The 14,569-nt window shown below is 70.2% G+C and carries 10 protein-coding genes and 1 riboswitch; of the genes, 5 read left to right on the plus strand and 5 right to left on the minus strand.

Features of this window, described 5'->3' with window-relative positions; all coding sequences use genetic code 11:
* Positions 1 to 156: 156 nt before the first annotated feature.
* Both CNR27_RS00995 and CNR27_RS01000 read right to left on the minus strand, forming a co-directional pair.
* Positions 157 to 999: a helix-turn-helix transcriptional regulator gene (locus tag CNR27_RS00995; protein ID WP_096296533.1), complete on the minus strand. Its 843-nt coding sequence runs from the start codon at positions 997 to 999 to the stop codon at positions 157 to 159.
* A gap of 109 nt (positions 1,000 to 1,108) precedes the next feature.
* Positions 1,109 to 3,220, minus strand: a complete 2,112-nt coding sequence (locus CNR27_RS01000) for a transcriptional regulator (RefSeq protein WP_245815694.1) — start codon at positions 3,218 to 3,220, stop codon at positions 1,109 to 1,111.
* Positions 3,221 to 3,603: 383 nt separating this feature from the next.
* On the opposite strand from CNR27_RS01000, the gene CNR27_RS15110 reads away from it, so the two are divergent.
* Positions 3,604 to 4,362: an RNase A-like domain-containing protein gene (locus tag CNR27_RS15110; protein ID WP_123832953.1), complete on the plus strand. Its 759-nt coding sequence runs from the start codon at positions 3,604 to 3,606 to the stop codon at positions 4,360 to 4,362.
* Positions 4,363 to 4,378: 16 nt separating this feature from the next.
* Positions 4,379 to 4,672, plus strand: coding sequence for a contact-dependent growth inhibition system immunity protein (locus CNR27_RS01010; RefSeq protein WP_096296534.1), 294 nt, complete (start codon positions 4,379 to 4,381; stop codon positions 4,670 to 4,672).
* 68 nt (positions 4,673 to 4,740) lie between these two features.
* On the opposite strand, the gene CNR27_RS01015 is transcribed toward CNR27_RS01010, so the two are convergent.
* From CNR27_RS01015 to CNR27_RS01025, 3 genes are all read right to left on the minus strand, one after another.
* Positions 4,741 to 5,334: a DUF4136 domain-containing protein gene (locus tag CNR27_RS01015; protein ID WP_096296535.1), complete on the minus strand. Its 594-nt coding sequence runs from the start codon at positions 5,332 to 5,334 to the stop codon at positions 4,741 to 4,743.
* Between the two features lie 104 nt (positions 5,335 to 5,438).
* Entirely contained in the window at positions 5,439 to 7,316 is a 1,878-nt protein-coding gene (thiC, locus tag CNR27_RS01020) for a phosphomethylpyrimidine synthase ThiC (protein WP_096296536.1), read from the minus strand.
* Between the two features lie 99 nt (positions 7,317 to 7,415).
* A riboswitch (TPP riboswitch) is annotated at positions 7,416 to 7,511 on the minus strand.
* A gap of 61 nt (positions 7,512 to 7,572) precedes the next feature.
* Positions 7,573 to 9,420, minus strand: a complete 1,848-nt coding sequence (locus CNR27_RS01025) for a methyl-accepting chemotaxis protein (protein ID WP_096300134.1) — start codon at positions 9,418 to 9,420, stop codon at positions 7,573 to 7,575.
* A gap of 339 nt (positions 9,421 to 9,759) precedes the next feature.
* Between CNR27_RS01025 and thrA the strand changes: the two genes are divergently transcribed.
* The 3 genes from thrA to thrC are packed head-to-tail and all read left to right on the plus strand — an operon-like array spanning position 9,760 to position 14,530.
* A complete protein-coding gene (gene thrA, locus CNR27_RS01030; protein WP_245815695.1) occupies positions 9,760 to 12,267 on the plus strand; it encodes a bifunctional aspartate kinase/homoserine dehydrogenase I in 2,508 nt (835 codons plus the stop codon).
* Positions 12,264 to 13,244, plus strand: a complete 981-nt coding sequence (locus tag CNR27_RS01035) for a homoserine kinase (protein ID WP_096300138.1) — start codon at positions 12,264 to 12,266, stop codon at positions 13,242 to 13,244. Before thrA ends, CNR27_RS01035 begins: the two co-directional genes overlap by 4 nt.
* Positions 13,241 to 14,530: a threonine synthase gene (gene thrC, locus CNR27_RS01040; RefSeq protein ID WP_096296537.1), complete on the plus strand. Its 1,290-nt coding sequence runs from the start codon at positions 13,241 to 13,243 to the stop codon at positions 14,528 to 14,530. The genes CNR27_RS01035 and thrC overlap by 4 nt, the downstream gene beginning before the upstream one ends.
* Positions 14,531 to 14,569: the final 39 nt, after the last annotated feature.

Below are 14,569 nucleotides of genomic sequence, written 5' to 3' on the forward strand. Positions count from 1 at the left end.
TTAAAAACGCCATCCGCACGTTACGTCCCTAGAGACCCGCACCGCCTTGCCACCATCGCCGCCTGCGTTTGCCGAATCTGGCGCCTGGAGCAAAAATCCCTATACAGCCAGATCCGGTTCACTCGCCATGTTAAGCGGCGCGCATAACAGCCTTGCTCATGCCGCCGCGCCGCGATGGGTCTCGCTGCGGTAGCGGCTGGCCGAGACGCCGTGGTGGTTCTTGAAGGCACGCGCGAAGCTGCAGCAGTTGTCGAAGCCCGAGGCCGCAGCCACCTCCCCGACCATCATCGACGTGGTCCTGAGCAGATGGCCTGCGCGCTCGAGCCGGAGGCGGACCGACAGCTGCTGCGGGCTCTCGTCGTAGAGCGCATGGAAGGCCTTGGAGAAGTACCAGCTGGAGAAGCTGGTGAGGTCGGCGAGCTCGCTGATGCGCACCACCCGGTCCGCGTTGCCTTCCAGATACATACGCGCGCGCTGCATGCGACCGAAGACCTGGCGCTTGCGGCTCCGCGACCGGCCGGGGCACCGGCGCACGCGCGCGGCGAGCTCGCGCTGGACGTGCGCCAGCTGCAGCAACAGAGGCCGTACCGCGAGCGCCTCGCCACCGGATCGCGCGGCCTCGCGCCACAGCCGCAGCAGGGAGCGTAGTTCGCGTGCCGGCATCCGGCCACGCCCCGCATAGAGGCTGCCGTCGCTGAGCACCTGCAGCGCTTCGAGCGCACTGGCGTCAAGCGCGATGCCGATACAGAGCCCGTGGGCGTCGCTCTGTACCAGGGGCGTGGACTCTTTCTCGAATGCCATCCAGTCGCCTCGGCGCATGCGGAACCGCCCTTCGCGCGATTCGATCCAGCCCTGCCCGCGCAGCTGCACCCACAGATTGAACACGGGCGCGGTCATCTGGATGCCGCCCAGGCGTGCCACGCCCAGGCAGTGCGCAGGTGTGCTCAGGGTTTCGAACGGAAGCATCTGGCCGCGCGCGGCCCACAGGCAGGTCGACATGGGAATTGGGACGGGAATGGGGGGAACCCTTTGTGCCGTCCGGCCTGCTGCCTTGCCCGAAGTCGCGCCTAGGCTTTGCCGAATTCGAGGCGAATTCTTGCCGAAAAAACTACGAAGCCTTTTTCCTGATTGAAATCAGCCACTTGCTGAACGCGTCCGGCTCGTAAGGAGCAGGCGGCAGGGTCATGAAGCCGATGTCGCTGCCATCATCGGAGGCCAGCGCAATGAGCGCTGCGTCCTTGTCCACCGAAAACCCGTTGGTCGCGCTGTAGATGACGGAGTCCACGCACACCTCTTCGTCGCCACGCATCGTGGCGTCCTCGATCAGGAAATGCCGGAGCCGCGTCCGGCATGAGGGTGTCGCATCCAGATAAGCGAGATGTCCTGTCTGGGTCACCGTCCAGCTGCGATAGCGCCAGCGCGAAGGGACGGTATCGCTGAGCCGGACCGTGTCGGCGGCGTCCAGCGAAAGCGGTGCCGACCACAGCCCGCTAGCGTCGAGGCGGGTGTACAGCACACGGTCCCGCGCCAGGTCCAGCCGGACCTGCGACACGTCCGCGATGCGGCCGAGTGGCCGCCAGGAGGTGCGTTCATAGGCCACCAGGGCGGTCCCGCCGTTCCCCATCTCCTCGATCACCAGAATCGAATCCCCAGGGCCGTAGATCGCCTGCGCGGGGCGTTCGCTGGGCACATCCAACCGTTCCACGCGCCCGCGACGCGGATCCACCTCGAGAATCATCGGGGCATGCGCCTCGTCGAGCGCGGTCAACAACAGGCGGCGCCCGTCCGCCGACCAGGCCGGGGGCTGCCGCGTATCGGGCCGTACGCCTTCGATCGGCCGCAGCGAGCCCGGATCGTCGAGACGCGCCCACCACAATTCGAAGCGGCCTGCCCGGTCGGAGGTAAAGACCAGTTGATCGCCGTCGGGCGCCAGCGTGGGCTGGGAATCGCGGCCCGAAGAAGTGAACAGGCGCTGCCAGTCGCCGGTCTCGGCCTCGATCCGATACAGGCCGAACTGCGGGCGCCGGTGCACGAAAGCCATCTGGCCCGTGCGGGTCGCGACCGATGGCGACTGCGCATCCTCGATCCCGAGGTCAACGAGCCGGCCCGATCCGACGCTCACCCGGTACAGGCGCGCCTCGCTGTCCACACGCAGGCCGAACACCATGCCGTCGCCGTCGGGCGCCCAGCTCCAGCCGCGCATCTCCGCCCCCAGCCGCGTGATCTGCTGCGGGGTACCGCCGGCCACCGGAATCCGCCACAGATCGCCCATCTGCGGGTTTCGGATGAAACCGATCCATTGGCCATCGGGGGAGATCTGCGGCGCGAAGTCGACGTCCCCCGGGGCGCCGGGATAGTCCAGATTGCGCCAGCGTCCCGTGGACGCGTCCAGGATCCGCAGCCGCCCCCCGTCGGCGACCCCGGTCATCGTACCGAACAGCAGGCCGCTGCCGTCGGGAAGCCAGTCGAAACTGAGCATGTCGCTGCCGTCGCAACGGGCGATCTCGCGCTCGTCGCCAACCCCGGTGGCGGCGATCAGCAGCACGCGACAGGCGCCCCCCGCCTCCCGGCGGGCGAATGCGATCTCGCGGCCGTCGGGCGACCAGGCCGGCAGGTCATCCTGCGCATCGGCAGGCGGGCGCGACAATTGCCGCGGCGCTGCGGTCGACGTGGTCTGGACGAAGATCGAAGACCGCGAAGCCGCTTCGCCTATTCCCGAGCCCGCGTACGCGACCATCGAGGCATCCGGCGATAGGGAGGGCGACATCTCGAATCCCACCGCATCGGTGATGAGCCGGTAGGGACGGCTCACCGGCGCCGGACCGGCACTGCCGACCTCCACGTGGTCCGGCAGGCGGGTGAGCTGGACGGCGGCCCACACGCCCAGCCCGGCGACGAGCGCGAACAGCGTGGCAAGAGCCGTCAGCCGCAGGCCCTTGTGATGGCTCGGGGGCGCAGGCTGTGCGGCGGGCGCCGGCGCGTGGATGGCCTGGAACGCCGGATCGGTGGTCCTGACTTCCGACGGCATCGCGGCAACCGGCCCCTGCTCCAGCACCTCCACAGGGACGGTCAGGCGATAACCGCCCTTCGCAATGGTTTCGATGTAGGTCTTGCCGGCCTGAACGCCGACCGTGCCGGCACCGAAGGCCTTCCGCAGTTGGGTGACGGCCTGGGTCAACACGTCGTCCGTCGGCAGCGTATCGGGCCAGACCTCGGCCAACAGCTCCCCCGCCCGACCACCGCGCCGGGGACGCGCGCGAGCGCCCGCAGGACACCGATGGCTTTCGGCGTCACGCGTCGAGGACTTCGCGTCCCGGGCATCTGGATCTCACGCGTGGCGAGATCGACGATGCCATCACCCACACGCAGACGGTTGGGGGCCGCTGCGTCGGAAAACATCGGATCGGACATCAATAACCCAACAGGCAGGCGAGCGAGAGTAGTCAACACACACTGAATGAAGCGCAGCTTGCGGCCTTATTCAGCAAACACGCGCGTGACACAGGTCACGCATGCCTCTGGACCCTCGGGTCCGCCCGAGGCTGTGCAGGCGACCTGCGCCGTCTAGTGTCCGGGCCTCCCGTGACAGGACATCCAGCCGCGATGGACACAACCGCCCTGCCCTACAGCGGCGCGCACCACTGGTCGGCGTTGCCCGGCCTCGCACCCGGACCCGCCCGCGACCTGGCCGCGTTTTCGCGCGACGCCCTGGACACGCACATCGCCCAGCGGATCGACGCCGGCGACCTCGAAGGCTTCCTCGCCGAGACCGAAGCCGCGGTCACGCTTGCCGAGCGCAGCCCGGTCTTCGCCGAGGAGCTCGCGCCCGTGCTCGGCGGGATTCGCGATGCGCTTGACGCGGTACCCGGGCAGTCGCTGTCGAGGGTCGAACGCGACGCGCTGGAGGCCACGGTGGCCCGCATCGATGCTTGGCTCGAGGGCGTGCAGGGGCCCGAGGCCCCCGACGGGGCCGGCGCCGTGCCCGGTGGCGGACTCGAAGCCCACGAAGACGCCGGCGGCCACCTGATCGAGCGCCACGTCGCCAAGAGCGAGCAATGGCTGCTCGACCGGGTGAGCCGCGACAACATCAGCGCAGCGTCGAGCTTCCGCGATATGCCCGAGGCCGAGCGCTTCGTGTCGGCCACGATTGCCGACCACCAGGCCCGCGTCGATGCATGGGTCGAAGGGAGCGGCGGCAACCGACTGGTGATCGACTCCACGTTCGACGCCAGCACCGGCATTTCGGTGAGCCGCGGCGACACCCACGCGGTCGACGTCTTCTCGGTACGGCTGGTGCTCGAGCGTTCGAGCCAGCTGGATATCGGCTATAGAATCGTGACCGGCTATCCCAGCAAGCCCTGACGAGTCCACGCCCCGCATGCGCGACTATCCGACGCTCGAGAATTTCTTCGCCGCCTATTTCCACCAGGACTGGGCAGTCGAACACGGCAGTGCGGACGAGGTGATCGCGTATTACCGGAGCAGCGAATCGCCCGACCAGGTGGCGCGCGCGCGCGGGGAAGCCCAGGCCCTGCTCGACGATGGACTGGACGATGCCGCGCTCGGGGCGCGCATCATGGCGCTGGGCAGCGAATACGATCCAACGCGCGACGGCGCGACGTGGCGCAGCTTGCTGCAACGGCTTGCCGCGGCGCCCGGCGCTCCGCCCTGATTGCCGGGACATGAAAAAAGCGGGCCGATCGGCCCGCTTTTTTTTTCGTCCGCGTCGTCCCGCCAGGCTTACATCGCCTGCGCGCGCGTCCCGGCCCGGTACGGATATTTGGCGAAGATCTCCGCGATCGCCGAATTGATCTGCTGCGCGCGCTGGTCGGGCCTGAGATTGGCGACGCGTCCCACAGCCACGCCTTCCCATACCAGTCGCTTCTGGCGTGCGTCGACCAGATCGATGTTCATCGTGCCCTCGGTGTAGCGGTACACGGTGGTGCGGTCGTTCCAGTACGGCACCGCGAAGTAACCGCGATAACGGTAGCTGTAGTAGTACCCGTAATCGACCGTCGGCACGCTGCTGACATCGGTGCGGCGTTCCAGATAGGCATTGATGTTCACCCACAGGTCCGGGTTGGTTTCGCTGTAGATGTAACCGCGACGTTCCATCTCGGCGCGCACCGCAGCCTTGGCGATCTCGCTGGTCTGGGTCTCGTAGCCTTCCTTCTCGATCGCCAGCGGCGTGTAGAACGACCAGGTGCGGTACACCGAGAAGTCGACGCGCGGATCCGCTTCGGTGGTAACACGGGGGCCGGTGGCGCAGCCGGCGAGCAGCACGAGGCCGCACAGCGCCACGAGCCAGGTGGCAACGCGGGACGAGGTCTTCATGTGGAGTCTCCCTGTGGTCTGGCGGATCGTGACCGGCGGTCCCGATACCGGTCCTGAACATACCCCGACCCTCGTGCAATACATGCGAGGGCCGGGGCGAATGTTCAGCCGGGGCGATAGACCTCGGCGCCTTGGGCGCGGAACTCGGCGGATTTTTCCGCCATGCCTGCAGCCAGCGCGTCGACTGCGGTGACGCCCTGCCCCGCGGCGTAATCGCGTACGTCCTGGGTGATCTTCATCGAGCAGAAATGCGGACCGCACATCGAGCAGAAGTGCGCCGCCTTGTGCGCGTCCTTGGGCAGGGTCTCGTCGTGGAAGGCTTCGGCCTTTTCGGGATCGAGCCCGAGGTGGAACTGGTCCTGCCAGCGGAACTCGAATCGCGCCTTCGACAGTGCGTTGTCGCGCACCTGCGCCCCCGGATGGCCCTTGGCAAGATCGGCCGCGTGGGCGGCGATCTTGTAGGCCATGATCCCGTCGCGCACGTCCTCGCGGTTGGGCAGGCCCAGATGCTCCTTGGGCGTCACGTAGCAGAGCATCGCGCAGCCGTACCAGCCGATCATCGCCGCGCCGATCGCGCTGGTGATGTGGTCGTAACCCGGCGCGATGTCGGTGGTCAGCGGACCGAGCGTGTAGAACGGCGCCTCGCCGCACTCGCGCAGCTGCTTGTCCATGTTCTCCTTGATCAGTTGCATCGGCACATGGCCAGGCCCTTCGATCATGGTCTGGATGTCGTGCTTCCACGCGATCCGCGTCAGCTCGCCCAGCGTCTCGAGTTCGCCGAACTGGGCGGCGTCGTTGGCATCGGCAATGCAGCCAGGACGCAGGCCGTCGCCCAGGGAGAAGGCCACGTCGTAGGCCTTCATGATCTCGCAGATGTCCTCGAAGTGTTCGTAGAGGAAGCTCTCGCGATGGTGCGCCAGGCACCATTTGGCCATGATCGAACCCCCGCGCGAGACGATGCCGGTCATGCGGCCGGCGGTCAGCGGCACGTAGCGCAGCAGCACGCCGGCATGGATGGTGAAGTAGTCCACGCCCTGCTCGGCCTGTTCGATCAGCGTGTCGCGGAAGATCTCCCAGGTCAGCTCCTCGGCGCGGCCGTCGACCTTCTCCAGCGCCTGGTAGATCGGCACCGTGCCGATCGGCACCGGCGAGTTGCGCAGGATCCACTCGCGCGTCTCATGGATGTGCTTGCCGGTCGACAGGTCCATCACCGTGTCGCCGCCCCAGCGGATCGCCCAGACCAGCTTCTCCACTTCCTCGGCGATGCCCGAGCTCACTGCGGAGTTGCCGATGTTGGCGTTGATCTTGGTCAGGAAATTGCGGCCGATGATCATCGGCTCGCTTTCGGGGTGGTTGATGTTGCTCGGCAGGATCGCGCGGCCGCGGGCGATCTCGTCGCGCACGAATTCCGGGGTGATCACCTGCTGGATGTGCGCGCCGAAGGCCTCGCCCGGGTGCTGCTGGCGCAACAGTGCATCGCGCACCAGATCCAGGCGCTGGTTCTCGCGGATCGCGACGTATTCCATCTCCGGCGTCACGATGCCGCGGCGCGCGTAATGCATCTGGGTCACGTTGGCGCCGGCGTTCGCCACGCGGGGCAGCGTCCGCGCCGGAAAGCGCACATGGTCGAGCCGGGGATCATGCTCGCGGCCGCGACCGAAGGCCGAACTCAAGGCCGGCAGCAGCCGGGTGTCGCCACGCTCCTCGATCCAGCGCGCGCGCAAGGGCGCCAGCCCGGCGGCAAGGTCGATGGTGGCCTGCGGATCGGTGTAGGGCCCCGAGGGGTCGTAGACGGTGACCGGCGGGTTGTCCTCGCCGCCGAACAGGGTCGGCGTGCGGGTCTGCACGATCTCGCGCATGGCCACGCGCAGGTCCGGGCGCGTGCCCTGCACGTGGATCTTGCGGGAACCCGGAATCGGGCGTGTCACCGATCCCGAGAGCTGGTCGGTCTGCTGCTGCAGCGTGGATGGCTCGGCATTCATGGCATTCGTCCTTGTGGCGTGTTCGCTGGGAACGGGACGAAGCGGCGGCGCGGCCCCGAAGGGCCCGGGCCGCACCAAGGGTGCGGACGACGGGCGCCAGGCGGGTGCTGCGAAGCTCCCTACGCCGGTATCAACCGGATCAGGTTCGAAGGGACTGTCTCAACCGGCGTGATGCCGGTACCCCCGCTTCCCGGGCATTAGATCGCGAAGCGGCAGGCGGCGCCAGCCACGGCGCCACGCGCGCGCCACGCCGCGCCTACTCCAGGCTGTAACCGACCCGGAACCCGCCCCAGTGCCGGCCGGCCACGAACACCGGCACCGACAGGTCGAACATGATCTGTCCGGTGTCGCGGCGGTAGACCTGCAGCCGCCACGGGTCGGTATGCGCGCCGACGCTGCGCCCGACGCGGTCCTCGAAGATGCGCTTGGTGCGGTTGCCGACGAGATCGACCGCCGGATCGCCGGTCAGGGGCTGACTGAAGCGAAGGTTGTGCGTGGGTACGTAGCCATCGGGATTGGCGCAGATCGCGAACACGATCCATGGATGCGCCAAAGCCACCGGTTCCTGCAGCGGCGGCAGGACCACATCGCACAGCGCATCGAAGCTGGTGCTGTATTTCGCCGGCGAGACGCCGGGCACCGCAGCGTAGTCGCGCGAGAACAGCGCTTCGGTATCGATCTCGCGCCGGGCAATCGCCGCGTCCAGCGCATCGCCGATGCGCGATGCCGCGGTCTGCGCCAGGTCGCGCACGCAGGCATGGCGCGGCGTCGCCATCGGATCGGCAGGCAGGCGGAACAGGCGCACGCCGTCGTGCAGCGTGGCGGCATCACGGCCCAGGCCCTCGCTGCGCTCGGCGACCTGCGCGGCATGTTCGAGGTTGCTGCGTCCCAGCGTGACCACCTGTTCGACGGCGCGATCGATCGCGGCGATCTCGCCGCTCTGCGCGTCGACGCGGGTGGCCACCGAGGCCATCGCGCGGCCCGCGCCGCCCAGCAGTTCGCCGATGCCATCGAGCACCTCGCCGGTGTGGCGTGCGGACGCGGCGCCTTCGCCGAGCGCGGAGACGGTCTCGCCGATGATCCCGCGCACGTCGCGCGCAGCGCTGGCCGCCTGGTCGGCCAGGCGACGGATCTCGCTGGCGACCACTGCGAAGCCGCGCCCCGCTTCGCCGGCATGCGCCGCCTCGATGCTGGCATTGATCGACAGGATGTTGGTCTGGAACGCCACCGTGTCGATGACCTCGATCACGCTGTGGGCCCGCGCGGAGCGCTGCTGCACGGCGGCCATCGAGTCGGCAAGCGCCCGCGCCGCCTCGATGCCCTCGCGCGCACGGGCGTCGGCGCTGCCAGCCACCTCGCGCACGGCCTGCAGATCGCCGGCCACCGCCTGCAGGTCGGCCAGCAGACGCCGGCTCGCCGCCTGCACGGACTCGAGCGCCTCCAGTTGCGCCTGCGACTGGCGCACCAGGTCGTCGTTCTCCCCGACCAGATGCGGCACCTCGTCGGCGATGCCGACCGACAGGGCAACGGCCTGGCGGATGGCCTCGGCCAGGTTGCCGAAGCCGGCGGACAAGCGCCGCGCCAGCGGGCGGTCGTCGGTGGCGTCGCACAGCGATGCCAGGTCCAGGTCGCAGCGGCTCAACAGGCCGCCGATACCATCAAGCAGGTGGTGCGCGGCCGCAGCCTCCTCGAGCTGGCACGCAAGCGGCTGCAGCACGGCGAGCGCAGGCGCGGGTCCATCGCCACCGGCGAGGCCAGCGACCTCGCGCAGCAGCGCCGCGGTCTCGGCATGCGGCAGCGACAGCACCCAGCCGCCACGTTCGCTGTCGGCCTGGTAGCGAACCCGCGCGGCGGGGTCGTTGCCAGGCGCAAGCCAGATGCCGTCGCGCCCGGTCAATGCATCGACCGTCAGGCCCCAGGGCAGGCCCCGGGTGCGCCCATCGAGGGCGGCGCCGGCAAGGCCCAGCAGGTCGATCGCGGCGCGGTTGGCCTCGATCAGGCAGCCGTCGGCATCGAGCCGCAACAGTCCGACCGGCGCATCGGGCAGATCCCCGCACCTTCCCGGAACGGTGGCTCCGGCCGTGGCCTCTGCCCTCGCCTGCATGTCCGTCATTGCCCTGTCCCCTGTCGATCCCTCTGTTTCTGTTAGCGGCCATGGAAGCGGGATGTTGAGCACGGCCCTTGACGCAGCGCACCATCGAGGGGGAAGCTCGGGCCATGCCATTGGCCGCCGACTGCACGCCGTTCGCCTCCGCAAGCTGCCGCTGCAGCAGGCGATGCGATGGGTGCGCGGACGCGTTCACCACCATCACGACCGGCACCACCCGAACCCGGGTGCGGACTGGCGTGTCCGACTGACAGCACGCCGCTCCGCACCCGATCCGGGTGCGGCTGTACCGCCGACCTGGACCGAGACGCGGGGCCCCATCCCAAGGAGCCCACGATGTCCGCCCGCCCGTTTCCCGTCTCGTCCCTTCCGCTGCATCTGCACAAGTTCGGCGGCAGCAGCGTCGCTGATGCCGCTCGCATCGAAGCAGCCGCGCGGCTCGCGGCCCCAGCGCACGACCAGTGCAGTGTCGTGGTGGTCTCGGCGATGCGCGGAGTCACCGACGCCCTGGTCGAACTGGTCGAGGCCGCACGCAGCGGCGCCCCCTGGCACGACGGTGCGCAGCGGCTGCGGACGCGCCATGCCGACGCCGCGCGCGCATCCGGGGCCGCGTGTCGCGACAAGCTGCTTGCCGCACTCGACGCGCAGGCCCAGGCGCTCGGAGCCGATCTCGAGGCGCTGGCCCAGGCACGTGGCGCCGTGGCCACCCGGCTTGCCGAGCGCATCTGGGGACATGGCGAGCTGTGCAGCGCCTGGCTGATGCACGCCGCACTGGGCGGTGAGGCCGGCGGCTGGGCGTGGCTCGACGCGCGCGAGGTGCTGGTGGTGCAGGCGGGCGAGATCGGCGTGCACATCGATCGCGAGGCGAGCCTGCAGCGGCTGGCCGCATGGCGCGCGCGGCATCCACAGCGCAACGTGGTCGCGACCGGTTTCATCGCGCGCACCGCAGATGGCCACGCGACCACCCTGGGCCGCAACGGCAGCGATCACTCGGCGGCCCTGCTGGCCGATCTCTTCGACGCGAGCACGGTGACCATCTGGACCGACGTCGATGGCGTGCTCTCGGCCGACCCGCGGCTGGTGCCCGACGCAGTGCGCCTGGACGCCCTCACGTATGCGGAAGCCTGCGAGCTCGCCTACTTCGGCGCCAAGGTCCTGCACCCGCGAACCATCGCCCCGCTGCAGGTCCGCGGCATCCCGCTGATGATCCGCAGTTCGCTCGACCCCGCCGCGCCCGGCACCCGCATCGACAGCCGCGGCGAACCGGCGCGTTCGCCGGTCAAGGGCCTGAGCATCGTCGACGACATGGCCGTGCTCGAGCTCGTCGGCAGCGGCATGGTCGGCGTGCCGGGCGTGGCCGAGGTGCTGTTCGCCGCGCTGCACGGCGCTGGCGTGTCGGTGACGATGATTTCCCAGGGCTCGTCCGAGCATTCGATCTGCTGCGTGGTACGCGGCAGCGAAGCGGCGCGCGGTCGCGCCGCGATCGAGACGGCGTTCGCCGGTGCAATCGCCGCGGGCCAGGTCGAAGGTGTGCGCATGCAGACCGGGCTGTGCGTACTGGCCGCCGTCGGTGACGGCATGCGCGGCAACCGGGGCGTGGCCGCGCGGTTGTTCGAGGGGCTCGCGCAGGCGCGCGTGAACATCCGCGCGATCGCCCAGGGCGCGAGCGAGCGCAACCTGTCGGTCGCGATCGCGCAGGACGATGCCGAGCGCGCGCTGCGCGCCGCGCACGCCACTTTCTGGTTGTCGCCGCAGACGGTATCGGTCGGCCTCATCGGCCCCGGCAACGTGGGCCGGGCACTGCTCGCGCAACTCGATGACGTGATGCCCGGCCTGCGGGCGCGTGCCGGGGTCGACCTGCGCCTGCGCGCGATCGCCGGCAGCCGTCGCATACATCTCGCCGGCACGGCACTCGCGCCCGCGTCGGCGGCGACCCTGCTCGGCGACGATGCCGACCCCTGTGACCTCGACGCGTTCGCCGCGCACGTCCGCGCCAGCGACCTGCCGCACGCGATGATCATCGACTGCAGCGCCAGCGACGCGGTCGCGGCGCGGTATGCCGACTGGCTGGCAGCCGGCATCCACATCGTCACTCCGAACAAGCACGCGGGCAGCGGCGAGTGGTCGCGGTACGCCCGTATCGCCGAGGCGCGCGTGACGGGCCACAGCCGCTTCCTGTACGAAGCAACGGTCGGCGCCGGACTGCCGGTCATCGCCACGCTGCGCAACCTGATCGATACCGGCGACACCCTGCATTCGATCGACGGCATGCTGTCGGGCACGCTGGCGTGGCTGTTCAACAGTTTCGACGGCAGTCGCCCGTTCTCGGCGCTGGTCCGCGAGGCACGCGCACTCGGCTACACCGAGCCCGACCCGCGCGACGACCTGTCGGGTCTCGACGTCGCGCGCAAGCTGGTGATTCTCGCCCGCGAGGCCGGGCGCACGCTGTCGCTGGCCGATGTGGAGGTGGAGAACCTGGTGCCCGAAGCCCTGCGCGATCTGTCCCTGGATGCGTTCCTCGGCAGCCTGGAGGCCCTGGATGCACCGATGCAGGCACGGCTCGACGCGGCACACGCGCAGGGTCGCGGGCTGCGCCACGTCGCCCGGCTCGACGCCGCGGGCCGCGCGACTGTTGGCGTATCCGCGCTGCCGTCGGATCATGCGTGCATGCACACCCGCCTGACCGACAACCTCGTCCAGTTCACCACCGCGCGCTACGCGGACAACCCGCTGGTCGTGCAGGGCCCGGGCGCGGGTCCGCAGGTCACCGCCGCCGGGGTGTTCGGCGACGTGCTCGCGATCGCCCACGCACTCGGCGCACGCGCCGGTTGGCGGCACGCATGACCGCGTCCGTCCCGGATGGTGGGCGGGCACCGGTCGCACGCGGCGCCAGTGCCTTCGCCCCGGCCAGCGTCGGCAACATCGGGGTCGGCTTCGATGTGCTGGGCCACGTGATTGACGGGCCGCGCGACATTGCCCACGTGCGCCGCATCGCCGAGCGCGAAGTGCGCATCGAAGCGATCGGCGGCGCTGTCGCCGGCGCGGACCGCCTGCCGCTGGCCGCCAGCGACAACACCGCCGGTCGCGCGCTGCAATCGATGTGCGAGGCGCTGTCGCTGCCGTTCGGCTTCGCGCTGACGCTCGAGAAGGGCATTCCGCTCGGCTCGGGGCTGGGCGGATCGGCGGCGTCATGCGTGGCGGCGCTGGTGGCGGCCAACGCCCTGCTCGATGCGCCACTCACGCGCGCGGCGCTGTATCCGTTCGCGCTCGATGGCGAATCGGTCGCATCCGGCGCGCGGCATGGCGACAACGTCGCGCCGATGCTGCTCGGCGGCATCACCCTCTCCACGCCCGAGCAGGCGATCGCGCTCGACGTACCCGCCTGGCTGCACGCGGTGGTGGTGCACCCGGACCAGACCCTGGAGACGCGACGCTCGCGGGCCGTGCTGGGCGCGCCCTACGGTCTCGGCGACGTGGTCGCGCATTCGGCGCACCTGGCGTTGTTCCTGACCGGGCTGCAGCGCGGCGACGCGGCGCTGATCCGTGCGGGCCTGCGCGATGTCCTGGTCGAGCCGCGGCGTGCCCCGCTGATTCCCGGCTTCGAGGCGGTCAAGCGCGCGGCGCTCGAGCACGGCGCGCTGGGCGCGAGCATTTCCGGCGGCGGGCCGAGCGTGTTCGCGTGGTTCGAATCCCGCGCCGCTGCGGAGCGCGCGGCGCCGGCGATGCGCGCCGGCTTCGCCATGGCCGGCTTCGACGCCCGCGCCTACGTGTCGCCCGTCGCCGGGCAGCGCGCGGAACTGCTGCAGGCACCACCGGCATGAAGTTCGTCAGTACCCGCGGCCAGGCGCCGGCCGTGGACATCGACGCGGCGCTGGTGGCCGGCCTCGCGCCCGATGGCGGCCTGTATGTCCCGGACACGATTCCAGCCGCCGATCTGGCCCGCCCGCGCGACTCGCTCGCCGACACCGCGTTGGCGACCCTGGCGCCCTGGTTCGCCGGCTCGAGGATCCAGTCGCACCTGCCGGGCCTGTGCGCGGATGCCTTCGCCTGGCCTGCGCCGCTGCGTGCGCTCGCGGGCGATGGCGATCATCTGCTCGAACTCTTCCACGGCCCCACTGCGGCCTTCAAGGACTACGCAGCCAGGTTCCTTGCCGGCGCGCTGTCCGCGCTGCGCACGCCGCACGCGGCCGACAGCACGATCCTCGTCGCCACCTCGGGCGACACCGGCGCTGCAGTCGCCTCGGCCTTCCATCGCCGCCCCGGCTTCGCGGTCGTGATCCTCTATCCCGAAGGACGCGTGTCGCCGCGCCAGGCGCACGGCCTCGAGTGCTGGGGCGACAACGTGCGCGCATTCCGCATCGACGGCAGTTTTGACGACTGCCAGCGGCTGGCCAAGGACGCCCTGTCGGATGCGGACCTGCGCGCCCGCAGGCCGCTGACCACTGCGAACAGCATCAGCCTCGGGCGCCTGCTGCCGCAGGCGGCCTATTACGCACACGCGGCCGCGCACCATTACGCAGCCCATGCCCGACCGCTGAACGTCATCGTGCCCACCGGCAATCTGGGCAACGCTTGCGCGGCCTTCATCGCGCGCGCGATGGGCGCGCCGCTGGGCGAGATCCGCCTGGCCTGCAATGCCAACGACACTCTCCCGCGGTTCTTCGGCGGTGCCGGCTACCTGCCGCAGCCGACGCGCGCCACGCTTGCCAATGCGATGGACGTGGGCGCGCCGAGCAACTTCGAGCGCCTGCGCCACTGGCATGGCGACGATGTCGCGCTCCGCGGCGCGTTCGTGGCCCGCTCGGTCGACGATGCCGCCATCCGCGCGACGATCCGCAACGCGGAAGCGCGGCACGGCATCGTGCCCTGTCCGCACACTGCCGCCGGCCTGCATCTCCTCGAGGCCTTGCGCGCCGACGGCGACCGGCGCGACTGGGCGGTCGTGGCGACCGCGCACCCGGCGAAGTTCGATGCCATCGTCGAGCCGCTCGTCGGGCATGCCGTGCCGGTGCCACCCGCCCTGGCTGCGTGTCTGGCGCGGCCGGCACAGGGGGTCCGCCTCGGACGTGAACCAGACGCGCTGCGCCGGATGCTCCTCGACGCCTGAATCCATGGCGACTCGCCGCGATTGCGAGCGCGCCAGGCA

Origin of the sequence: Luteimonas chenhongjianii (assembly GCF_002327105.1) — a bacterium.
GTDB lineage: Bacteria > Pseudomonadota > Gammaproteobacteria > Xanthomonadales > Xanthomonadaceae > Luteimonas > Luteimonas chenhongjianii.

What these genes read in the sequence shown, in the direction of transcription:
- CNR27_RS00995 (WP_096296533.1), bottom strand. Translation starts at nt 999, where the DNA reads ATGTCGACCTGCCTGTGGGCCGCGCGCGGCCAGATGCTTCCGTTCGAA.
- CNR27_RS01025 (WP_096300134.1), bottom strand. Translation starts at nt 9,420, where the DNA reads ATGCAGGCGAGGGCAGAGGCCACGGCCGGAGCCACCGTTCCGGGAAGG.
- thrC (WP_096296537.1), top strand. Translation starts at nt 13,241, where the DNA reads ATGAAGTTCGTCAGTACCCGCGGCCAGGCGCCGGCCGTGGACATCGAC.
- CNR27_RS01010 (WP_096296534.1), top strand. Translation starts at nt 4,379, where the DNA reads ATGCGCGACTATCCGACGCTCGAGAATTTCTTCGCCGCCTATTTCCAC.
- thiC (WP_096296536.1), bottom strand. Translation starts at nt 7,316, where the DNA reads ATGAATGCCGAGCCATCCACGCTGCAGCAGCAGACCGACCAGCTCTCG.
- CNR27_RS01035 (WP_096300138.1), top strand. Translation starts at nt 12,264, where the DNA reads ATGACCGCGTCCGTCCCGGATGGTGGGCGGGCACCGGTCGCACGCGGC.
- thrA (WP_245815695.1), top strand. Translation starts at nt 9,760, where the DNA reads ATGTCCGCCCGCCCGTTTCCCGTCTCGTCCCTTCCGCTGCATCTGCAC.
- CNR27_RS15110 (WP_123832953.1), top strand. Translation starts at nt 3,604, where the DNA reads ATGGACACAACCGCCCTGCCCTACAGCGGCGCGCACCACTGGTCGGCG.
- CNR27_RS01015 (WP_096296535.1), bottom strand. Translation starts at nt 5,334, where the DNA reads ATGAAGACCTCGTCCCGCGTTGCCACCTGGCTCGTGGCGCTGTGCGGC.